The 21,947-nt window shown below is 54.4% G+C and carries 22 protein-coding genes, 2 tRNA genes and 1 rRNA gene; 7 read left to right on the top strand and 18 right to left on the bottom strand.

Annotated elements, in window-relative coordinates; genetic code table 11:
• Window positions 1–19: 19 nt before the first annotated feature.
• From dinB to AOY23_RS16210, 8 genes are all read right to left on the bottom strand, one after another.
• Window positions 20–1,075: a DNA polymerase IV gene (dinB, locus tag AOY23_RS16245; RefSeq protein WP_054180544.1), complete on the bottom strand. Its 1,056-nt coding sequence runs from the start codon at window positions 1,073–1,075 to the stop codon at window positions 20–22.
• Window positions 1,076–1,167: 92 nt separating this feature from the next.
• On the bottom strand, window positions 1,168–1,383 hold the full coding sequence (nqrM, locus tag AOY23_RS16240) for a (Na+)-NQR maturation NqrM (RefSeq protein ID WP_054180574.1): 216 nt from the start codon (window positions 1,381–1,383) through the stop codon (window positions 1,168–1,170).
• 2 nt (window positions 1,384–1,385) lie between these two features.
• Window positions 1,386–2,609, bottom strand: a complete 1,224-nt coding sequence (gene nqrF, locus AOY23_RS16235; protein ID WP_054180545.1) for an NADH:ubiquinone reductase (Na(+)-transporting) subunit F — start codon at window positions 2,607–2,609, stop codon at window positions 1,386–1,388.
• 12 nt (window positions 2,610–2,621) lie between these two features.
• Complete coding sequence (nqrE, locus tag AOY23_RS16230; RefSeq protein ID WP_054180546.1) at window positions 2,622–3,218, bottom strand: NADH:ubiquinone reductase (Na(+)-transporting) subunit E; 597 nt, start codon at window positions 3,216–3,218, stop codon at window positions 2,622–2,624.
• Between the two features lie 6 nt (window positions 3,219–3,224).
• Window positions 3,225–3,863, bottom strand: a complete 639-nt coding sequence (locus tag AOY23_RS16225; protein WP_054180547.1) for an NADH:ubiquinone reductase (Na(+)-transporting) subunit D — start codon at window positions 3,861–3,863, stop codon at window positions 3,225–3,227.
• Complete coding sequence (locus AOY23_RS16220) at window positions 3,856–4,650, bottom strand: Na(+)-translocating NADH-quinone reductase subunit C (RefSeq protein ID WP_054180548.1); 795 nt, start codon at window positions 4,648–4,650, stop codon at window positions 3,856–3,858. The genes AOY23_RS16225 and AOY23_RS16220 overlap by 8 nt, the downstream gene beginning before the upstream one ends.
• Window positions 4,643–5,881, bottom strand: coding sequence for an NADH:ubiquinone reductase (Na(+)-transporting) subunit B (locus AOY23_RS16215; protein ID WP_054180549.1), 1,239 nt, complete (start codon window positions 5,879–5,881; stop codon window positions 4,643–4,645). The genes AOY23_RS16220 and AOY23_RS16215 overlap by 8 nt, the downstream gene beginning before the upstream one ends.
• Window positions 5,882–5,884: 3 nt before the next feature.
• The gene (locus AOY23_RS16210) at window positions 5,885–7,228 is read right to left on the bottom strand and encodes a Na(+)-translocating NADH-quinone reductase subunit A (RefSeq protein ID WP_054180550.1); all 1,344 of its coding nucleotides are present in this window, start codon (window positions 7,226–7,228) and stop codon (window positions 5,885–5,887) included.
• A gap of 413 nt (window positions 7,229–7,641) precedes the next feature.
• On the opposite strand from AOY23_RS16210, the gene dpaA reads away from it, so the two are divergent.
• The gene (gene dpaA, locus AOY23_RS16205) at window positions 7,642–8,382 is read left to right on the top strand and encodes a peptidoglycan meso-diaminopimelic acid protein amidase (protein WP_054180551.1); all 741 of its coding nucleotides are present in this window, start codon (window positions 7,642–7,644) and stop codon (window positions 8,380–8,382) included.
• Here dpaA and AOY23_RS16200 read toward each other — a convergent pair.
• Both AOY23_RS16200 and lpcA read right to left on the bottom strand, forming a co-directional pair.
• A complete protein-coding gene (locus AOY23_RS16200) occupies window positions 8,353–9,120 on the bottom strand; it encodes a class II glutamine amidotransferase (RefSeq protein ID WP_054180552.1) in 768 nt (255 codons plus the stop codon). The genes dpaA and AOY23_RS16200 overlap by 30 nt on opposite strands.
• A gap of 43 nt (window positions 9,121–9,163) precedes the next feature.
• Window positions 9,164–9,745, bottom strand: a complete 582-nt coding sequence (gene lpcA / locus AOY23_RS16195) for a D-sedoheptulose 7-phosphate isomerase (protein WP_038155472.1) — start codon at window positions 9,743–9,745, stop codon at window positions 9,164–9,166.
• A gap of 240 nt (window positions 9,746–9,985) precedes the next feature.
• Between lpcA and fadE the strand changes: the two genes are divergently transcribed.
• Both fadE and AOY23_RS16185 read left to right on the top strand, forming a co-directional pair.
• Complete coding sequence (fadE, locus tag AOY23_RS16190) at window positions 9,986–12,430, top strand: acyl-CoA dehydrogenase FadE (protein WP_054180553.1); 2,445 nt, start codon at window positions 9,986–9,988, stop codon at window positions 12,428–12,430.
• Window positions 12,431–12,557: 127 nt separating this feature from the next.
• Window positions 12,558–13,331, top strand: a complete 774-nt coding sequence (locus tag AOY23_RS16185; protein WP_054180554.1) for an amidohydrolase — start codon at window positions 12,558–12,560, stop codon at window positions 13,329–13,331.
• Window positions 13,332–13,376: 45 nt separating this feature from the next.
• Here the strand turns inward: AOY23_RS16185 and AOY23_RS16180 are convergent.
• Window positions 13,377–13,453: transfer RNA gene (locus tag AOY23_RS16180), tRNA-Asp, on the bottom strand.
• A gap of 133 nt (window positions 13,454–13,586) precedes the next feature.
• Entirely contained in the window at window positions 13,587–14,318 is a 732-nt protein-coding gene (gene dnaQ, locus AOY23_RS16175; RefSeq protein WP_054180555.1) for a DNA polymerase III subunit epsilon, read from the bottom strand.
• 52 nt (window positions 14,319–14,370) lie between these two features.
• Here dnaQ and rnhA point away from each other — a divergent pair, with 52 nt between their 5' ends.
• Window positions 14,371–14,835, top strand: a complete 465-nt coding sequence (rnhA, locus tag AOY23_RS16170) for a ribonuclease HI (protein WP_054180556.1) — start codon at window positions 14,371–14,373, stop codon at window positions 14,833–14,835.
• Here the strand turns inward: rnhA and AOY23_RS16165 are convergent, their stop codons facing one another.
• Complete coding sequence (locus AOY23_RS16165) at window positions 14,836–15,558, bottom strand: class I SAM-dependent methyltransferase (RefSeq protein WP_054180557.1); 723 nt, start codon at window positions 15,556–15,558, stop codon at window positions 14,836–14,838.
• Between the two features lie 33 nt (window positions 15,559–15,591).
• Here AOY23_RS16165 and gloB point away from each other — a divergent pair, with 33 nt between their 5' ends.
• Window positions 15,592–16,347: a hydroxyacylglutathione hydrolase gene (gene gloB / locus AOY23_RS16160; RefSeq protein WP_054180558.1), complete on the top strand. Its 756-nt coding sequence runs from the start codon at window positions 15,592–15,594 to the stop codon at window positions 16,345–16,347.
• Between the two features lie 71 nt (window positions 16,348–16,418).
• The gene (gene mltD / locus AOY23_RS16155; protein WP_054180559.1) at window positions 16,419–17,786 is read left to right on the top strand and encodes a murein transglycosylase D; all 1,368 of its coding nucleotides are present in this window, start codon (window positions 16,419–16,421) and stop codon (window positions 17,784–17,786) included.
• Between the two features lie 47 nt (window positions 17,787–17,833).
• On the opposite strand, the gene AOY23_RS16150 is transcribed toward mltD, so the two are convergent.
• Together AOY23_RS16150 and AOY23_RS16145 are read right to left on the bottom strand one after the other, a co-directional pair.
• Window positions 17,834–18,604 (bottom strand): class I SAM-dependent methyltransferase, encoded by a 771-nt coding sequence (locus tag AOY23_RS16150; RefSeq protein ID WP_054180560.1) that lies wholly within the window; start codon window positions 18,602–18,604, stop codon window positions 17,834–17,836.
• A 75-nt stretch (window positions 18,605–18,679) separates the two neighbouring features.
• A complete protein-coding gene (locus tag AOY23_RS16145; protein ID WP_072171033.1) occupies window positions 18,680–19,480 on the bottom strand; it encodes an endonuclease/exonuclease/phosphatase family protein in 801 nt (266 codons plus the stop codon).
• A gap of 136 nt (window positions 19,481–19,616) precedes the next feature.
• Here AOY23_RS16145 and yafC point away from each other — a divergent pair, with 136 nt between their 5' ends.
• On the top strand, window positions 19,617–20,513 hold the full coding sequence (yafC, locus tag AOY23_RS16140; RefSeq protein WP_054180562.1) for a DNA-binding transcriptional regulator YafC: 897 nt from the start codon (window positions 19,617–19,619) through the stop codon (window positions 20,511–20,513).
• A gap of 39 nt (window positions 20,514–20,552) precedes the next feature.
• On the opposite strand, the gene dkgB is transcribed toward yafC, so the two are convergent.
• The 3 genes from dkgB to rrf all read right to left on the bottom strand — a co-directional run bounded on the left by dkgB (window position 20,553) and on the right by rrf (window position 21,763).
• Entirely contained in the window at window positions 20,553–21,356 is an 804-nt protein-coding gene (dkgB, locus tag AOY23_RS16135; protein ID WP_054180563.1) for a 2,5-didehydrogluconate reductase DkgB, read from the bottom strand.
• Between the two features lie 163 nt (window positions 21,357–21,519).
• Window positions 21,520–21,596: transfer RNA gene (locus tag AOY23_RS16130), tRNA-Asp, on the bottom strand.
• A gap of 51 nt (window positions 21,597–21,647) precedes the next feature.
• Window positions 21,648–21,763: ribosomal RNA gene (gene rrf, locus AOY23_RS16125) — 5S ribosomal RNA — on the bottom strand.
• Window positions 21,764–21,947: the final 184 nt, after the last annotated feature.

Below are 21,947 nucleotides of genomic sequence, written 5' to 3'. Positions count from 1 at the left end.
GTCAACGTGCCGGGCGTTTTTACAATCCCAGCACCAGTTGCCGCTCGATTTGCGGATCCAGCAACGTCACGTGTAACCCCACCAGCCTTACACCGCGCCCTCCCCGCCGTTCATGCCAGGTTTTATACGCCGTGGCGATGAGATCGTCTTTATTCAGTTGCGGCCAGACATGTTCCTGGGTGGTGAGCTGGAAATCATTGAACTTGAGTTTGACGCCCTGACGGGCAATCAGCAGATCCGGTTTGACCTTCGCCAGACGGCGTTCCAGTTCGGGATAGAGCTGTTCAATGATGGCTTCGCAGTCTGACCAGTCGTGAATATCTTCCGCCAGCGTTCGCTCAACACCGACCGATTTGCGCAGACGTTCATTATTCACACTGCGTTCGTCGATACCCTGGCTGCGTTCCCACAGCACCCGGCCAAATTTACCAAACCGTTTAAGCAGCCCGGCGAGATCGCTTTTCTGCACATCTTCACAGGTGCGCAGTCCCATGCTTTCCAGCTTTGCAGCGGAGACTTTACCCACACCGGGGATTTTCCCGAGCGGTAGCGTGCGCAGAAACTCAGGGACGTCAGCCGGAGTAATCACATACTGACCGTCAGGTTTGTTGAGATCGGAGGCGATCTTGGCAAGAAACTTTACCGGCGCCACTCCTGCCGACGCCGTTAACTGCAACTCTTTAAAAATCGTCTGGCGGATCTCCTGCGCAATCAGCGTCGCCGAGCCGTGACAATGGATGCTGTCAGTGACATCCAGATAAGCCTCATCGAGGGATAACGGTTCAATCAGCGAGGTATAACGGGAGAAGATTTCACGAATGTGGAGCGAGGCCTCTTTATATGCCTCGCCGCGACCAGGCAACAGGGTGAGGTGCGGGCAGAGCTTGAACGCCATCGCCGTTGACATAGCGCTGCGCACACCATATTTCCGCGCCGGATAGTTGGCGGTACTGATAACGCCTCTGCGTTCCCGGCTGCCGCCAATGGCAATCGGGATGTCACGCAGAGACGGATTATCCCGCATCTCTACCGCTGCGAAAAAGCAGTCCATATCGACATGGATTATTTTGCGCATAGTTAGCCCTCACTCACCACTGGATAAGTATACAGCAAAATAACAGAGAATAAAAAGCGCGGATAACCCTCTCCCGCCGGGAGAGGGAAAAATCAGAGGATGCGGTTATTCTGACGTTGCGCTTCCCGCGCCATGCGTTTTTTGCGGGCGTCGCACGGCTCCGGGCAGTCACAGACCTTTTCAAGCCCGAGCGACGAAATACCGCCGCAACTGCCCTGAATGCTTTTCCGTTTGATCAGATAGCCAAGTGACAACGCCAGGATCACCAGGGCAAAGATGACGAACGTAGCCAGAAAAACGACAATCATCATCAGCCTCCGAAATCATCCAGCAGGATGTTGTCATCTTCAACGCCAAGATCTTTCAGCATCTTAATGACCGCGGCGTTCATCACCGGCGGCCCGCACATGTAGAATTCACAATCCTCTGGCGCCGGGTGATCGCGCAAATAGTTTTCATAGAGCACGTTATGAATGAAGCCGGTGTAGCCCGTCCAGTTATCTTCCGGCTGCGCATCTGAAAGCGCGACATGAAAGGTAAAGTTCGGTTTTTCACGCGCCAGTTGTTCAAACTCGTCGTCATAGAACATTTCACGCAGCGAACGCGCGCCGTACCAGAAGCTAATTTTACGCTTGCTGTTCAGGCGCTTAAGCTGATCGAAAATGTGTGAACGCATCGGCGCCATTCCCGCACCGCCGCCGATGAAGACCATTTCCGCGTCGGTCTCTTTGGCAAAGAACTCGCCGAACGGACCGGAGATCGTCACTTTATCGCCCGCTTTCAGCGACCAGATATACGAGGACATAATCCCCGGCGGTACATCCGGCGCTGACGGTGGCGGCGTGGCGATACGTACGTTGAGCATGATAATGCCCTTCTCGTCCGGGTAGTTCGCCATTGAGTAGGCACGCAGCGTCGGCTCTTTGACCTCAGAAACGTAGCGGAACAGATTGAATTTATCCCAGTCGCTGCGGTATTCCGTCGGAACGTCGAAATCGGCATACGCGACGGTATGCGCCGGGCATTCAATCTGAATATAGCCGCCAGCGCGGAACGGCACGCTTTCACCCTGCGGGATCGCCAGCTTCAGCTCTTTGATAAACGTGGCTTTGTTATCGTTGGAGATAACTTCACATTCCCATTTTTTAACGCCGAAAACCTCTTCCGGCAGTTCGATTTTCATGTCCTGTTTCACCGCCACCTGACACGCCAGACGGCAGCCCGCTTTGGCTTCACGTTTGGTGATGTGTGACAGTTCCGTCGGCAGAATGTCGCCGCCGCCCGCCTTTACCGTCACCCGGCACTGGCCGCAGGAGCCACCACCACCACAGGCTGAGGAGACGAAAATGCCATTGCCTGACAGGGTATTCAGCAGCTTGTCGCCTGCCGCGGTGCGGATCTGCTTATCCGCGTCGTTGTTGATTTCAATAAGCACATCGCCGGAATTCACCAGCTTCGATTTGGCAAACAGGATCAGTACCGACAGCGCCAGTACAATCGCGGTAAACATGCCTACGCCAAGTAAGATTTCCATAAACGTCCGCCCTTACAGCTGCACACCGGAGAAGGACATAAAGCCCAGCGCCATCAAACCGGTGGTAATGAAAGTGATCCCAAGGCCGCGCAGACCGGCCGGCACGTTGGCGTATTTCATTTTTTCGCGGATACCGGCCATGGCGACGATCGCCAGCAGCCAGCCAATTCCGGAACCGAAGCCGTAAACAACAGATTCAGTGAAGTTATAATCGCGCTGCACCATAAACGAGACGCCGCCAAAAATTGCGCAGTTGACGGTGATAAGCGGCAGGAAGATCCCCAGCGCGTTATACAGCGCCGGGAAGTACTTATCGAGGATCATCTCGAGGATCTGCACCAGAGCGGCGATCACGCCAATAAAGGTGATGAAGTTGAGGAAACTCAGATCCACGCCATCGACCAGCGCGCCATCGCGCAGCACCAGGTTGTAGACCAGGTTATTCACCGGCACGGAAATCCCCAGCACCACGGTCACCGCGATGCCAAGACCAAAGGCGGTTGAGACCTTTTTCGACACCGCAAGGAACGTACACATGCCGAGGAAGAAGGCCAGCGCCATGTTTTCAACAAACACCGCGCGCACAAACAAACTCAGGTAATGGGCCATGATCGGTTACTCCTTTTCCTGCTGTTCTGGCTTCCACGTGCGCAGCGCCCAGATCAGCAGACCGATAATGAAAAACGCGCTCGGCGCCAGCAGAAACAGACCGTTCGGCAGATACCAGCCGCCGTTCTGCACCGTTTCCAGCACCGTGATGCCAAACAGTTTGCCGCTGCCAATCAGCTCACGCAGGAAACCGACAATCAGCAGGATCGCGCCGTAACCCAGGCCGTTGCCGATGCCGTCCATAAAGCTCGCCAGTGGTGGCGATTTCATGGCGTAGGCTTCTGCGCGGCCCATTACGATACAGTTAGTGATGATCAGCCCGACAAAAACCGAGAGCTGTTTTGACACTTCATACGCGAAGGCGCGCAGCAGTTGATCCACGACAATCACCAGCGACGCGATGATCGCCATCTGCACGATAATGCGCACGCTGTTGGGAATATGGTGGCGGATCATCGAGATAAACATGCTGGAGAACGCTGTCACCAGCGTCACCGCGATGGTCATGACGAAGGCGGTTTCCAGTTTGGTGGTCACCGCCAGCGCCGAACAGACACCCAGCACCTGCAATGCGATCGGGTTGTTGGCAATAAACGGCCCCACCAGCACCCGTTTCACTTCTTTCATATCACCGAGTTCAGCCATTATTCAGCCCTCCGTCACGAACCTGCTTCAGGAAGGGGCCAAAACCGAGCGAGCCCATCCAGAAATCAAAACTGTGCTGCACGCCGTTTGACGTCAGCGTGGCGCCGGACAGGCCATCCACCGCGTATTCATCCCCCTGACGCGCACTGCCTTTCACCACTTTCAGCGCGGGCATGCCGTTATCATCCACCACTTTTTTGCCGATAAACTGCGCGCGCCAGTTCGGGTTTTCGATTTCGCCCCCCAGCCCCGGCGTTTCGCCTTGATCGTAATAAGTGATGCCTTTCACCGTGCGTCCGTCAGTATCCAGCGCGACAAAGGCGTACATCATTGACCACAGACCGTTGCCGTAAACCGGCAGAACAATTTCCTGCACTCGTTGCTGCGCATCGCGCACCAGGTAAATTTCAACGATATTACTGCGACGCTTGATGCCTGCCGGATCCTGACTCGCCTCCAGCGTGATGCTTTGCTCCGCATCCTTCAGCGCCTGCGCCTGGTTAAACGACGCGGGGTCTTTGTCCAGCAGCGCGCCGGTGTTGAGATCCACCAGACGCGGGGTAATGCGGGTCGCGAAGACGTTGGCTACATCGTCAGCGCTCATGCCCTGCTGCATCAGCCCGGCTACCGACAGGATATTGCGCTGCTTATCCAGCGCGCGCTGCGTCTGCTGGCGCGCTTTCAGGCCAACGGCAGATCCCGCCACCACAATGGAGCACACCAGGCAAAGCACCAGTACCACCAGCAACGTTTTACCGATGCTATCGTTACTTTTATTCTCAGCCACGCGACTTCCTCCGCTTAATGTTGGCCTGCACCACCAGATAATCGAACAGCGGCGCAAAAAGATTGGCGAACAAGATAGCCAGCATCATGCCTTCCGGATACGCCGGGTTAACCACCCGGATCAGCACGCACATCACGCCGATCAGCGCTCCGTAGCACCATTTCCCTTTGTCAGTAAATGAGGCTGATACCGGGTCGGTGGCCATAAACATCATGCCGAAGGCGAAGCCGCCCAGCACCAGATGCCAGTACCACGGCATGGCGAACAGCGGATTGCTGTCGGAGCCTGTCAGGTTAAACAGCGTGGCGGTGACGATCATGCCGAGCATTACGCCTGCCACGATGCGCCATGACGCCACGCGGCCAAAAATGATGATAGCGCCGCCGATGAGGATCATCAGCGTGGAGACTTCACCAATCGAGCCGGGAATATTGCCGAGGAAGGCATCCATCCAGCTGACCGGCTGACCGGTCACGACGTTAACCAGCGCTTCGCCCCCGTGACTCGCCCACTGGGAAAGCGGCGTGGCGCCGGAAAAACCGTCTGCCGCCGTCCAGACCAGATCGCCGGAGATTTGTGCCGGATAGGCAAAGAAGAGGAATGCGCGTCCGGCCAGCGCCGGGTTGAGGAAGTTACGCCCTGTGCCGCCGAAAATCTCTTTGGCAATCACCACGCCGAACGAAATGCCGAGTGCGGCCTGCCGGAGCGGTAATGTGGGCGGAACGATCAGCGCAAACAGGATCGAGGTCACGAAGAAGCCTTCGTTGATCTCATGCTTACGAATAATCGCGAACACCACTTCCCAGAAGCCACCGACGATAAAGACGGTGAGATAAATCGGCAGGAAGTAGACCGCGCCAAGCCCCATCATGCTTATCCAGCCCGCGTCCGGGCTGAAACTGACGCCCAGCCATTGCGCCACGCTGTAATGCCAGTTGCTGGCGATAATCTGTGGTAACTGCTCCGCGCCGTACATTTTATTAAGCGCCGGAATGGTTTGCAGCCCGACGTTGTACATGCCCCAGAACATGGCCGGGAATACCGCGAACCAGACCAGAATCATCATTCGCTTCAGATCGATGGCGTCGCGAACATGCGATGCCCCTTTCGTCACCTGCCCTGGCGTGTAGAAGATCGTCGCCGCCGCTTCATACAACGGATAATACTTTTGCAGTTTGCCGCCGTGGGTAAAGTGCGGCTCGATTTTTTCCAGAAGATGTTTTAAGCCCATCACTTATCCTTCCTGCTCAATGCGGGTTAACACCTCGCGCAGCACCGGTCCGTACTCATATTTTGCCGGGCAGACATAGGTACACAGCGCCAGATCTTCTTCATCCAGCTCCAGACAGCCCAGCGCCTGGGCGCTGTCGGTATCGCCGGACAACAGATCACGCAGCAGCATGGTCGGCAAAATATCCAGCGGCATGACCCGCTCGTAGTTGCCAATCGGCACCATGGCGCGTTCGCCGCCGTGCGTATCAGTGGAAAAGTTAAACAGCTTGTGTTTCAGGAAGTGACCCAGCGTGGTGCGGGTTACCGAGTGTTTCTCTTTCCCCGGCATCACCCAACCAAACAACTCTTTGTCGCGCCCTTCTCTGACCACGCTCACCTGCAGGTGAAAACGCCCAAGGAAAGCGCGCGGCCCGACAGCGTGGGTTCCGCTCAGGACCGAACCGGAAATCACCCGGTTTTCACCGTCCTGAAGTTCACCTGTCAGCAGGGCATCAAGGCTTGCGCCGGGAACGGTGCGTACCAGCCGCGGATTTTTCACCTGCGGGCCGCCAAGCGCGATGATGCGCTCGCTCCAGAGCTCCCCATCGGTAAACAACTTACCGATGGCGATGACATCCTGGTAATTGAGATGCCAGACCTGCTTTTTCAGGCTGACCGGCGCGAGGAAATGAATGTGTGTGCCCACCAGACCCGCCGGATGCGGACCAGTAAATTCGTTAAACTTCACCTGCCCGGCAGGGTGACCGCCAAGTTTGCCGCCGCTCGCCTGGCAGACATGGACCATCCCTTTCGTCAGACGCGTCAGTACCGTCAGGCCCGCATTGAACGCCTCGCGATACATGAAAATGATCGGTTGCGGATCGGCCGCCAGCGGGTTGGTGTCCATGGCGTTGACGAAAATCGCCGCCGGTTCCGTGCCCGGCACGGGGGTTTTGCTGAAAGGGCGCGTGCGTAGCGCCGTCCACAGCCCGGAGGCCAGCAGTTGCTCCTGCACCTGCTCCGCGGGCAGCGTCGCCAGTTCACTTACCGGGAAACGGGGGAACTCGATCGCTCCATCGCCGTCGATGTCAATCACCACCGCCTGCAGCACACGGCGCTCGCCACGGTGAATGGCGCTGACCACACCGCTCACCGGCGCGGTAAACCGGACGCCCGGATTTTTTTTGTCTTCAAAAAGCAGTTGCCCTTTTTTGACTCGTTCACCTTCCTGAACGGCCATCGACGGTCGCATACCGACGTACTCTTCACCGAGTAGCGCTATCTGTTTTACCGTCGCTCCCTCGGAAATCTGCTGTTGTGGCATGCCAGCTATGGGCAAATCTAGCCCTTTTGTGATTTTAATCATATGGTTAGCAGGTATCCGTTAACGAAACATCAGCTTGCGCTGAAGCCAGCGTATTGATAAATGAAACTTAAGAAAGGCCGAGTGGCACTGGCATGTATCCTTGCCAGCAGGAGATGGGAAACGCGTCCTTTCCTGTACCGTCAAATGACGCCGGGAGTTTATCATTTTCTGCCGCAAACGCTCAGTAATTCGGCCCGGGAGGGCAATTTTTTGAGAACTATTGCTCAAACTTCTGGCTGTCGCGCATCGCCATTTACGGTATAAAGAAAGGCGAAAGTGTAAACAGCGTAATCCGGGCTTGCGAAAAACTGCGGTGGTGCTAATGTGAGCGCACTAACTTCCAGATTAGTCTGATTTCGGGTTTCTTTTGCCGTCCTGGCATGTGGGTTAAGTTTTATCAAGGAACAAGTTGTATGCGCAAAATCGCATTCTTTATTGCGATGCTCCTGATTCCGTGCGTCTCGTTCGCGGGGCTGCTGAGCAGCAACCATGGCACTACGCCGGTCAGTAAAGAATATAAGCAGCAGTTGATGGGGTCGCCGGTTTATATCCAGATCTTCAAAGAAGAGCGCACGCTCGATCTGTTCGTGAAGATGGGCGAGACGTATCAACTCCTCGATAGCTACAAAATTTGTAACTATTCCGGCGGCCTGGGCCCGAAACAACGTCAGGGCGATTTCAAAAGTCCGGAAGGGTTTTACAACGTCAGCCGTAATCAACTCAAACCCGACAGCCGCTTTTATAAAGCCATTAATATCGGCTTCCCGAACGCGTTTGACCGTGCGCACGGCTATGAAGGTAAGTACCTGATGATCCACGGCGCCTGCGTGTCCATTGGCTGCTACGCCATGACCGACTCTGGCATTGATGAGATTTTCCAGTTTGTCACCGGCGCGCTGGTGTTTGGCCAGTCAAGCGTTCAGGTCAGCATCTACCCGTTCCGTATGACCGACGCCAATATGCAGCGCCACAAATACTCCTACTACAAAGATTTCTGGGCGCAACTGAAGCCGGGGTATGACTACTTCGAGCAAACCCACAAACCGCCGATGGTCTCAGTGGTTGATGGCCGTTATGTGGTCAGCAAGCCGCTGACCAGCGATGTCGTCCAGCCGCAGCTGGCATCAAACTACACGCTCCCCAAGGCAAAATAACGCCCACTCGCCTGGCATAACTTTGTGCCAGGTTTCATTGGTGGTCAGCGGTTGCGTCGCAATGACCGTCACCACATCATTCGGTGTGGTTTCGGTCTGAAAATCAATTTCCACGTCCTGATCGAGCAGCTTCGCGACGCCAAACGGCGCGCGACGGGTGATCCAGAACAGGTTGGTGGAACAAAACGCCATCACATAACGCCCGTCCGACAGCAACATATTAAAGACGCCTTTTTTACGCATCTCTTCAGCCAGCACCGCGATATAGCGGAACACTGCGGTCATGTTGCCTGGAGTGCGCGGGTAGCGCTGGGTCAGCTTATGCAACATCCAGCAAAACGCTTTTTCGCTGTCAGTGTCTCCCACCGGGCGGAAGTTGCCGGTTTCCAGCGATTTATATCCCGTTAGTTGCCCGTTATGGGCGTAGGTCCAGTTGCGGCCCCACAACTCACGGGTAAAAGGATGGGTGTTTTCCAGCGAGACAATACCGCGATTCGCCTGGCGAATATGGGCGATAACAGAGCGGGATTTGATGGGATATTCCTGCACCAGCCTGGCAATCGGTGACTGAAAGCTGGGTTCGGGATCTTTAAATGTGCGACAGCCTTTGCCTTCGTAGAACGTAATTCCCCAGCCGTCTTTATGCGGCCCGGTTCCGCCCCCACGCTGGACAAGCCCGGTAAAACTGAAGCAAATATCGGTTGGCACATTAGCGCTCATCCCGAGCAGTTCGCACATACATCACCTCATACGCGTTAACGGGGGTCGCCCCCCGACATCATTACGCTTTCACCATCTCTTTTTCGATCAGCATAATCAGGATGTGGATCACCTTAATATGGATCTCCTGAATGCGATCTGCATAGCCAAAATGTGGCACACGAATTTCAACATCCGCATTTCCGGCCATTTTGCCGCCGTCTTTGCCCGTGAGGGTAATCACTTTCATGCCCTTCGCACGCGCCGCGTCGATGGCTTTGATCACGTTGCCGGAATTGCCGGAGGTGGAGATCCCCAGCAGCACGTCGCCTTCCCGGCCTACCGCTTCAACATAACGCGAAAAGACATAGTCATAGCCGAAATCATTGCTGACGCAGGACAGATGGCTGACGTCAGAAATCGCGATCCCTGGATAGCCTGGACGGTTTTCACGATACCGACCGGTCAGTTCTTCCGCAAAATGCATAGCATCACAATGCGAACCGCCGTTACCACAGGAGAGCACTTTACCACCGGCTTTGAAGCTGTCTGCCAGCAGAACGGCCGCACGCTGGATAGCGTGAATATTTGCTTCATCTTTCAGGAAGTTAGCCAGAGTGTCTGCTGCTTCGTTCAGTTCGTTACGAATAAGATCCTGGTACATGAGGATAATCCTTCAGCATTGATTGATAAGACACGTTGCAGTGTACCGGATAGCGCCAGTAGCGAGAAGCTAAAGCCATGGTAAAAAACCGGGCCTTTGATTTTCCGTGCCTCATTCTGCAATGACAATGTGAGCCAGGTTGTAATTATTTTGTAAACACATTGCTAAAACAAATCGCATCCACTACAACCATATCATCACAAGTGGTCAGACCTCCTACAAGCAAGGGAGCTTTTCTTTATGATGATTTTGAGTATTGTTGCAACCCTCGTTTTACTCGGCGCGCTCTTCTATCACCGGGTAAACCTGCTGCTCAGCAGCGTGGTTTTGCTGGCCTGGACTGCGGCGCTGGGCCTTGCCGGGCTGTGGAACATCTGGCTGCTGGTGCCGCTGGCGATCATTCTGTTGCCGTTCAACGTTGCCCCGATGCGTAAATCGATGATTTCCGCGCCGGTGTTCCGCACCTTCCGTAAAGTGATGCCGCCAATGTCACGGACGGAAAAAGAGGCGATTGATGCCGGTACTACCTGGTGGGAAGGCGATCTGTTCCAGGGTCATCCGGACTGGAAAAAACTGCATAACTATCCGCAGCCGCGCCTGACGGAAGAAGAACAGGCGTTCCTGGACGGCCCGGTGGAAGAAGCCTGCCGCATGGCGAACGATTTCCAGATCACCCATGAAATGGCCGATTTGCCGCCGGAATTGTGGGCGTTCCTGAAAGAGCACCGCTTCTTCGCGATGATCATCAAAAAAGAGTACGGCGGTCTGGAATTTTCCGCTTATGCGCAGTCCCGCGTGTTGCAGAAACTGTCCGGGGTTTCCGGGATCCTGGCGATCACCGTGGGTGTGCCTAACTCCTTAGGCCCGGGCGAACTGCTGCAGCATTACGGTACCGACGAACAAAAAAATCATTATCTGCCGCGTCTGGCGCGTGGACAGGAGATCCCCTGCTTTGCGCTGACCAGCCCGGAAGCGGGCTCCGATGCGGGTGCAATCCCGGATACTGGCGTGGTCTGCATGGGTGAATGGCAGGGCGAGCAGGTGCTCGGTATGCGCCTCACCTGGAACAAACGCTACATCACGCTGGCACCTATCGCCACCGTGCTCGGTCTGGCCTTCAAACTCTCCGATCCGGATAAACTGCTGGGCGGCGAAGCAGAGCCAGGGATTACCTGTGCGCTGATCCCCACCAGCACGCCGGGTGTTGAAATTGGCCGTCGCCACTTCCCGCTTAACGTACCGTTCCAGAACGGTCCGACCCACGGGAAAGATATCTTCGTGCCGATCGATTACATCATCGGCGGCCCGAAAATGGCGGGTCAGGGCTGGAGAATGCTGGTTGAATGCTTGTCCGTTGGCCGTGGCATTACGCTGCCATCGAACGCCACTGGCGGTCTGAAATCTGTCGCTATGGCGACCGGCGCCTACGCGCATATTCGTCGCCAGTTCAAAATCTCTATCGGTAAAATGGAAGGGATTGAAGAGCCGCTGGCGCGTATTGCTGGTAACGCCTATGTGATGGACGCCGCGGCATCGCTTATCACCTACGGCATTATGCTCGGTGAAAAACCGGCCGTGCTGTCGGCTATCGTGAAATATCATTGTACCCACCGTGGTCAGCAATCCATCATCGATGCGATGGATATTACCGGTGGTAAAGGCATCATGCTGGGCGAAGGCAACTTCCTTGCCCGCCATTATCAGGGCGCACCGATCGCCATCACTGTTGAAGGGGCGAACATTCTCACCCGTAGCATGATGATCTTTGGCCAGGGGGCGATCCGTTGCCATCCGTACGTGCTGGATGAAATGGCCGCCGCACAGACTAACGACGTGAATGCTTTCGATAAACTGCTGTTTAAACATATCGGTCATGTCGGCAGCAATAAAGTGCGCAGCTTCTGGCTGGGCCTGACACGTGGCCTCACCAGCAGCACACCGACGAATGATGCGACCAAACGTTACTACCAGCACCTGAATCGTCTGAGTGCTAACCTGGCGCTGTTGTCCGATGTTTCTATGGCCGTGCTGGGCGGCAGCCTGAAGCGCCGCGAGCGGATCTCCGCGCGTCTTGGCGATGTGCTGAGCCAGCTCTTCCTGGCCTCCGCCGTGCTGAAACGCTATGACGATGAAGGCCGTCACGAAGCCGATTTGCCGCTGGTTCACTGGGGCGTTCAGGATGCGCTGCATCAGGCGGAACAGGCGATTGACGATCTGCTGCGCAACTTCCCGAACCGCTTTATTGCAGGCGCTATGCGATTTGTCATCTTCCCGACCGGTCGTCACTACACGGCGCCGTCCGATAAGCTGGATCATAAAGTGGCGAAGATCCTGCAACTGCCGGGCGCGACCCGCTCCCGCATTGGCCGTGGTCAGTATCTGACGCCGAGCGAGCATAACCCGGTGGGTCTGCTGGAGCAGGCATTGCTGGATGTGATCGCCGCCGATCCGATTCATCAGCGCATCTGCAAAGAGATTGGCAAAAACCTGCCGTTTACCCGTCTGGATGAACTGGCAAGAAATGCGCTGGCGAAGGGGTTAATCAATCAGGATGAAGCGGAGATCCTCACCCGGGCGGAAGTCAGCCGTCTGCGCAGTATTAATGTCGACGACTTCGAGGCCGACGCGCTGGCGGCACAGCCGGTAAAGCCGGTAGCGCCGTTACGCAAAACTGAAGCGGCCTGATCACCGTACAAAACCAAAACGGAGCCTGCGGGTTCCGTTTTTTTTATGGTAATTTTCGGCTACACACAGAGGGCAAATATGGTGATACAGTGATTAGCACGCATCTTCAATTCAGGAGGTCACAATAGTGTCTGGCTTGAAAATTACGTTATTGCAGCAGCCGCTGGTCTGGATGGATGGCCCGGCAAACCTGCGCCATTTTGATCTCCAGCTGGAAGACCTTACCGGGCGGGATCTGATCGTCCTGCCGGAAATGTTTACTACAGGTTTTGCCATGGAAGCAGCGCAGCAGTCGCTGCCTCAGGACGAGGTCGTCGCGTGGATGCGCGCCAAAGCACAGCAGACGCAGGCGCTGGTTGCCGGGAGTGCCGCGCTGCAGACGGAACGCGGTGCGGTAAACCGTTTTTTGCTGGTCGAGCCTGGCGGCCACGTGCATTTTTACGATAAACGTCATCTGTTTCGTATGGCGGATGAACACCATTATTACCAGGCAGGGAATGAACGCGTCGTCTTCGAATGGCGTGGCTGGCGCATTCTTCCGCTGGTGTGCTACGACCTGCGCTTCCCGGTGTGGTCGCGTAACCGTGATGATTACGATCTGGCGCTGTATGTGGCGAACTGGCCAGCGCCGCGCTCGCTGCACTGGCAGTCGTTGCTTATCGCCAGAGCGATAGAAAACCTGGCGTATGTGGCAGGCTGTAACCGCGTCGGTACCGACGGTAACGGGCATCATTACCGCGGCGACAGCCGTATCATCAGTCCGCAGGGTGAAATTCTCGCCTCTGCCGAGGCGCATCAGGCGACACGACTTGATGCTGAGTTATCGCTGGAGCTTTTGCAGGAATATCGGGAGAAGTTTCCCGCCTGGCAGGATGCGGACCCGTTTACACTGGGCCGCTAAAACGACGAAGGCCTGAATCATTGCTGATTCAGGCCTTCTGAATAGTGGCGGAACGGACGGGACTCGAACCCGCGCCCCCCTGCGTGACAGGCAGGTATTCTAACCGACTGAACTACCGCTCCGCGTTGTTGTTCCGTTGGGAACGAGGCGCATATTACGGATTACCCACTCCCCCGTCAACGCTTTTTCCGGCATTTTGAATCGTTTGCTGCAAATTTCACCCACACGGCGATTTTCGCATTACTCACTGCAAATTCAGGCGCGCCAGAGGCAGCTTCCCCCTTTTTTCTCCACCAGATCAAGCCGCGATTCATGCGCCACCAGCTCGTCATCGCTGGCTAAAACAACGCGTAATTTGCTGGCTGCCCGAACAACGCGCTGAATCCCTACATCACCCGCCTGCTGTTGCGACTCGCCGTCCACCGCAAAGGCCATGGAGGTTTGCCCGCCGGTCATCGTCAGGTAAACATCTGCGAGGATCTCGGCATCGAGCAATGCCCCGTGCAGCGTACGCTTGGTGTTGTCTATTTCGTAGCGGGAACAAAGCGCATCAAGGCTGTTCCTTTTGCCTGGGAACATGCGTCTCGCCAGCGCCAGGCTGTCGGTGACTTTACAGAAGGTGTCCGTTTTCGGAATACCGCGATTGAGTTTCGCGAACTCATAATCCATAAAGCCAATATCAAACGAGGCGTTATGAATGACGAGTTCCGCGCCGCGGATATACTCCAGAAACTCATCAGCGACGTCCCCGAACGTGGGCTTGTCCAGCAGGAATTCGTCGGCGATGCCGTGAACCATAAACGCTTCCGGATCCACCAGCCGGTCCGGCTTCAGGTAGACGTGGAAGTTGTTGCCCGTCAGGCGACGGTTAATCACCTCGACGGCACCGATTTCGATGATCTTATGCCCTTCGTAGTGGGCACCGATCTGATTCATACCGGTGGTTTCAGTATCGAGGACGATCTGTCGTGTAATTGCAGTGCTCATCACGGTCATTTATGTCAGACTTGTCGTTTTAATCACAGGAAGTCTACCAGAGATGCTTAAACAGGTAGAAATTTTCACCGATGGTTCTTGCCTCGGCAATCCAGGGCCGGGTGGCTACGGTGCTATTTTACGCTATCGCCAGCACGAAAAAACCTTTAGCGCAGGTTATCATCTTACCACTAACAATCGCATGGAGTTGATGGCGGCGATTGTCGCGCTCGAAGCCCTGAAAGAGCATTGCGAAATCGTGCTGAGCACAGACAGCCAGTACGTTCGTCAGGGGATCACCCAGTGGATCCACAACTGGAAAAAGCGTGGCTGGAAAACAGCCGATAAAAAACCGGTCAAGAATGTCGATCTCTGGCAGCGCCTGGATACCGCGCTCAGCCAGCATCAGATCCGCTGGGAGTGGGTTAAAGGCCACGCCGGGCACCCGGAAAACGAACGCTGCGATGAGCTGGCGCGGGCCGCTGCCTGCAACCCCGCGTTCGACGATACGGGTTATCAGCCCGAATAATTAGTCGTAGGGCTTGCGGTATTGCCGGGTCGCCCCTACCGCAGGTCTCAGCTGTGTTTTTGCTTTGCTCTGCCGCATCGGGTTTAACGTCAACGGAATGGTGCGCTTACGGGCGACAATCAGTTGCAGGCACCCCAGCGCGGGAATATGCGTGCTGAGGAGCCGCCCGCCCTGCCGGGTCCAGGGTAAAACCTGAAAACGGCCGTAGTGCAGCACCTCAAAATTCAGCAGCGCCAGCCAGTCCATCTGGCGCATCATGGTAAACATTCGGCTATTGTAGGGCGTGCTTTTTCTTAACACCGGCACCAGCTTGCGCATGCCCATCAGGCTCACCGGGTTAAAACCGCTCAGAATGAGCCAGCCATCGTCGATCAACACGCGATCCACTTCGCGCAGCAGACGATGAGGATCCTGACACCAGGGCAGCGTATGTGCCAGCATGCAGGCATCCACTGATTTTTCGGCAAACGGCAACCACAGCGGATCGGCTTTGACCTGCATCGGTTCGCCCCGCAGCGACACATTAACCTGATGCGAAATCGCGCAGGCTTCCGTGTTGATTTCCGCGCTGAGATTGCCAATCTTTAGCAGGTGAAAACCGTACAATTTGGCCAGCCAGGGTTTAAGCTGATATTCCAGCGCCTCGCGATAGTATTCCCCCCACGGCATTTCTGACCAGTGGATGGGCGCTTCTACTGTTTGAGGTATCCTTGCCGGTTTCATTACAACCTTCCGCTACGCTTTGTGAGGTAATTTATGAATCTTATCAGTATTCCTGCCTTTCAGGACAACTACATCTGGGTTCTGAGTGACGATAATGGCCGTTGCCTGATCGTGGATCCTGGCGAGGCGGCGCCGGTGCTTGCTGCAATAAAAGAAAACCAGTGGCAGCCCGAAGCGATTTTACTCACCCACCACCACCATGATCATGTTGGCGGCGTGAAAGAACTTCGCCAGCATTTTCCTGATGTAGTGGTATATGGCCCTGCGGAAACACAAGATAAGGGTACAACTAAAGTCGTAGATGAAGGCGACGAGGTGGCTATTTTGGGGTGCAAATTTAGGGTAATTTCTACGCCAGGTCACACTTTAGGACATATCTGTTTCTTCAGCGATCCTTATCTTTTCTGCGGTGACACGATGTTCTCAGGCGGTTGCGGTCGTTTGTTTGAAGGCACGCCAACGCAGATGTATCAATCATTCCAGAAGATAAATGCACTTCCGGCGGATACGCTCATTTGTTGCGCACATGAGTATACTTTAACAAATATAAAGTTTGCCTTAAGCATTCTTCCCCATGATCCGGCGATAAATGATTATTACCTTAAAGTTAAGGAGTTACGTGCAAAAAATCAAAAAACACTGCCCGTAATTCTGAAAAATGAACGTCAAATAAATATTTTTTTACGTACGGATGACATTGATTTAATTAATGAAATATCGAAAGAAACAAAATTGCAACAACCTGAAGAGCGATTCGCCTGGTTACGGGTAAAGAAAGACAACTTCTGAAAATTCCGGGTTGCCTTTTAAAAACTTCGCCGTTATGATTGCTCGTCTTTTAAGCAACTATTGACACACACATGAAGGCAAAAGCGATATTACTCGCCTCTGTCCTGCTGGTGGGGTGCCAGGCGTCTAAGCACGATGGTAACGTCCAACAACATGCACAGAGCCTTTCTGCAGCTGGTCAAGGGGAAGCAGGAAAGTTCATAAGTCAGGCGCGATGGATGGACGATGGAACATTCTACGCACAGAATCAGGACTTGTGGGCTTTCATAGGCGACGAGCTAAAGATGGGAATTCCGGAAAACAACCGGATTCGCGAACAAAAACAAAAGTATTTGCGTAACAAGAGCTATCTCCACGATGTAACTTTACGGGCAGAGCCGTATATGTACTGGATAGCAGGGCAAGTTAAGAAACGTAACATGCCCATGGAGCTGGTACTACTACCCATAGTGGAGAGCGCTTTTGACCCGCATGCAACGTCTGGCGCCAATGCCGCAGGCATCTGGCAGATCATACCGAGCACCGGGCGGAATTATGGTTTGAAACAGACCCGCAGTTATGACGCGCGTCGTGATGTGATTGCCTCTACCACGGCAGCTCTCGACATGATGCAACGTCTTAACAAGATGTTTGACGGTGACTGGTTGTTAACGGTTGCCGCTTACAACAGCGGTGAGGGTCGTGTAATGAAGGCGATGAAAGCGAACAAAGCGCGTGGCAAGCCCACCGACTTCTGGTCACTCTCATTACCTCAGGAGACCCGGGTATACGTGCCTAAAATGCTGGCATTGAGCGACATCCTCAAGAACAGCAAACGTTATGGCGTTCAGTTACCTACCGCAGATGAAAGCCGTGCACTTGCGCGCGTTCATCTGGATAACCCGGTGGATCTGAAACAAGTAGCGGATATGGCCGGTATCTCTGTGACGAAGCTGAAAGCATTTAATGCTGGCATTAAGGGTTCTACCCTCGGTGCAGCAGGACCTAAGTATGTGATGGTGCCAAAGAAGCACGCGGATCAACTGCGTGAATCTCTGGCTTCAGGTGAGATTGCCGCCGTCCAGCCAACGCTGGTTGCCGACAACACCCCACTGGCCAGTCGCAGCTATAAGGTTCGCTCAGGTGATACACTTTCGGGCATTGCCGCACGCCTCGGCGTATCGGCGAAAGATCTTCAGCAGTGGAATAATCTGCGTGGATCAAACCTGAAAGTGGGACAGAACCTGACAGTAGGTGCAGGTAGCAGCGCACAGCGTCTCGCCCGCAACAGCGATAGCATCACTTATCGCGTACGTAAGGGTGATTCACTGTCGAGCATCGCGAAACGTCATGGCGTCAACATTCGTGACGTGGTCCGCTGGAATGGCGGTACCGATAGCCTGCAACCCGGCGATCAGCTAACGCTGTATGTGAAAAACAGCAGCAGACCAGAATCCTGATAACAGCATCAATTAAAAAAGGCACCGTTTACCGGTGCCTTTTGTTTTTATTCGGATTTATATGCTTCCAGCATCACGATGTCGCTGGTAAACGATCCCTCCGCCTGCAGGGCAAAGTACGTTTTCACCTCAGCCGACGCGCTGTCCTGATACAGCCGAATGGCCTCACACAGCGCCTGGGGCGTGCGCATTCTCGCCACCCAGGAAGAAAACTCGAGCGGTAATTTGTCGGTGGTTAACGTTCGCGTAATCAGCCCGGCCTCGTTGACCAGCGCTAACCATTCGCCGCTTGAATAATTTCGCACATGTGAGGTATCACGCAGCGCTTCGACCGTTTGCAGCCAGATATCGCGAACGGGATGCCCGGGCGACATGACATCCATCATGATGAACACCCCGCCAGGCTTGAGCACCCGTTTCACCTCACGCAACGCCTGCCCTACATCGTGCCAGTGGTGGGCCGAGTAACGGCTAATCACCACATCAAAGGCGGCATCAGCAAACGGCAGCGCTTCTGCGTATCCCTGTTGTGTGCGGATGTTATTCAGTCCTTTTTCCCGCGCGGCCTGCTCAACAACATCCAGCATCTGACGGGATAAGTCATAAGCTGTGACATTCGCCACGTTACCTGCCGCCACAAAGCTGGCATGCCCTGCTCCGCATCCCATATCCAGCAGTTGTGCCTGAGGGAACGCGGAAAGCCGCTCAGCCAGACGCTGGAGATCGCGCCCGGAGGCATGCACCGTGCTGGTTAAATAGGCCTGCGCCTGTGAGCCAAACTGTTTTTCGACGTTATCGTGATGAGAACCTGTGGTCATATGCTGTCCTTTGATGAGTGATAATGAAGGGCAGCACTGAGATCAGGTCTGCCCCACGGCAGACCTGACATACCTTTATTTATCAGGCTTGCCGGGACTGAATTCGACGAGTAGCGGGTTGTGATCGGACGCGCGGGTGACCAGCACAGAGGCTTCATCCACCGCGAGGCCGCGATAGAAAACAAAATCGAGCGGACGGCCAAACGCGCGGCGGCGGTTGTCGTCAGTAAAGCGAACTTCGCGTAAGGACATCTCGCGCGCAAAGCGGTACAGAGCGTTCATGCGCGGGCGGCTCCAGGCATTAAAGTCACCGGCCATAATCACCGGGCCGCTGTGGTGGGCAATCTGGTCGCCAATAGGCAGTAACTGCTTACTGTACACATCCACCCCCAGGCTAAAATTTACCGCGTGAATATTCACGACCATTAACAGGCGAGTGTCCGGCAACGGATAGACCGTCACCAGCGCGGACTTCGCCAGGCGCAGGATAGGCTCACGTTCGCGCAGAGGACAACAATAAACGGGATGCGCCGCTGACAGCGTCATCACTCCGGATGGATGCTGCGGTAACACAAATGCGGGAACCTGATCCGCCGCCAGATAATTCGTTGTCGCAAACGACACCAGTTCAGGCGTGGTTTGCGCCTCCTGCAATAACACCAGATGCGCATCTTTGCCGAAATTTTTCAGCACCGACATCCATTCAGCACGCTGCTGTTTGAAGATATTCCAGACGAGGATCCGTATTTTTTCTTCACTGCTGATGGGCGCACCTGCGGGTAACGCTGTACCAATGCTCGCAAACGATCCCGGTGGCAGGATCCGCTCCGCCGGTTGTCCGGCGACATAACGCATGGCATAGGTATTCTTTCGCACTTTTAGCTTCGAACCTCAATGACAAAAAACCCGCCCAGAATCGCGCGGGTTCTTCTGTTATAGGGATTTCCGCTCATACTTTCAACGCTATTTACCAGAAACATTGTATTATTGAATTTTTGCGCATGGAGCAACAATGAAAGCAACCTCTGAAGAAATTGCTATCTTTGTCGCGGTTGTCGAAAGTGGAAGCTTTAGCCGGGCGGCAGAACAGCTCGATCAAGCCAACTCCGCCGTCAGCCGGGCCGTCAAAAAACTCGAATCAAAACTGGGCGTCAGTCTGCTCAACCGAACCACCCGTCAGCTGAGCCTGACCGAAGAAGGCGAGCGTTATTTTCGCCGGATGCAGGTGGTGTTGCAGGAAATGGCGGCTGCGGAAAACGAGCTGATGGAGACGCGAAATACACCGCGAGGTTTGCTGCGCGTCGATGCCGCCACGCCGGTGGTGCTTCATTTTCTGATGCCGCTGATAAAGCCGTTTCGGGAACGCTACCCTGAAATGACGCTCTCGCTGGTCTCCTCAGAAACGTTTATCAACCTGATTGAGCGCAAAGTGGATGTTGCCATTCGGGCCGGGACGCTCACTGATTCCAGCCTGCGCGCGCGTCCGCTGTTCAACAGCTACCGGAAGATCATCGCTTCACCGGATTATCTTGAGAAACATGGCACACCGCACACCGTGGAAGAACTGAAACAACATTTGTGCCTCGGTTTCACCGAGCCAGTTTCCCTGAATACATGGCCCGTATCCTGTAATGACGGGCAACTCTTTGAAATTCAGTGCGGGCTCTCGTCAAATAGCGGCGAAACGCTAAAATATCTCTGTCTGAGCGGCAATGGCATTGCCTGTCTGTCCGACTATATGGTGGATAAAGAGATTGCGAAGGGAGATTTTGTCGAGTTGCTGGCGGATAAACGTTTGCCGGTCGAGATGCCATTCAGCGCGGTCTATTACAGCGACAGAGCGGTAAGTACTCGCATTCGGGCGTTTATTGATTTCTTGAGTGAATACATTAAACAGAACATGAAATAAAAAAAGCGAGTGGCGCAATGCCACTCGCGACTCTGGAGATTAATCCCAGTTCGGCGCCAGGCCTTCCGGGCTAACCAGACGATCGTTGCAATCAAGCGCAGCGATCGCTTTCTTATCTTCCGCATCCAGCTTCAGATCGCGTGCCAGCAGGTTGCTCGCCAGGTTTTCACGTTTAGTGGAAGACGGGATGACGGCATAACCTTCGCCCATTGCCCATGCCAGGATGACCTGAGCAGGGGTGGCGTTGTGTTTTGCAGCAACACGTGCAATCACTTCATCTTTCAGCGCCTTACCGTAAGCCAGCGTCATGTAAGAGGTGATGTGGATGCCGTGAGCCTTCGCCCAGTCAACCACTTTACCGTTCTGCAGGTACGGAGACAGCTCAATCTGGTTCGTCGCGATGTTCTCTGCACCTACCGCCGCGATGGCTTTTTCCATCAGCGGGATGGTGAAGTTAGAGATACCGATTTCGCGAGTCAGGCCCTGTTTTTTCGCTTCCAGCAGTGCCTGCATGAATTCTTCGACAGAAACTTCATCGTTCGGGGACGGCCAGTGAATCAGCGTCAGATCGACATAATCGGTACGCAGTTTCTGCAGGCTCTCTTTCAGACTTGGGATCAGTTTGTCTTTGCTCAGATTCTCGATCCAGATCTTAGTGGTGATAAACAGATCGCTACGCTTAACACCGCTTTCTGCAATCGCCTGACCAACAGCCGCTTCGTTGCCATAGATCTGCGCAGTATCAACGGCACGGTAGCCGAGTTCCAGCGCGTTTTTTACAGAAGCGATAACCACATCGTCGTTCAGACGGAAAGTACCAAGACCAAATGCAGGGATAGACATAAGAATTCCTCTTTTTCACAGTTTGTGTTTAATGCGAGGATTATGGACGAAGCACTGACAGGAAAACAGATCGTAAAACGCAGAGGATTTTTGCTAAAACAGCAATAATCAATATATTAGGATATGAAAAAGCCCTGAGTTTTCACTCAGGGCTCTCAATAAGTGGCGGAACGGACGGGACTCGAACCCGCGACCCCCTGCGTGACAGGCAGGTATTCTAACCGACTGAACTACCGCTCCACCGAAACTGTCTACAACCCCCGGTTTTATCCGGGTTACTGCTAAATTGATGCCTGGCAGTGTCCTACTCTCACATGGGGAAGCCCCACACTACCATCGGCGCTACGGCGTTTCACTTCTGAGTTCGGCATGGGGTCAGGTGGGACCACCGCGCTAGAGCCGCCAGGCAAATTCTTTGTGCTCGTCCTGTGTCTTTTACACTGATACCGCGTTAGCTGCACTCGTAAAGTCAGTCACATACCTCTGTATGCTCCTTCCTTTCCTTCGTTTGCCGCCTTGTCTCAGCGCAAAATCCTTCGGACTCTGAATCAAAGCTGAAAATCTGTCTCTCACGCCAAAACATCTTCGGCG

The sequence above is a fragment of the Trabulsiella odontotermitis genome, assembly GCF_001297775.1.
GTDB lineage: Bacteria > Pseudomonadota > Gammaproteobacteria > Enterobacterales > Enterobacteriaceae > Trabulsiella > Trabulsiella odontotermitis.
Note: the sequence above shows the minus strand (reverse complement) of the source record. Positions and strands in the feature narration are given on the sequence as shown.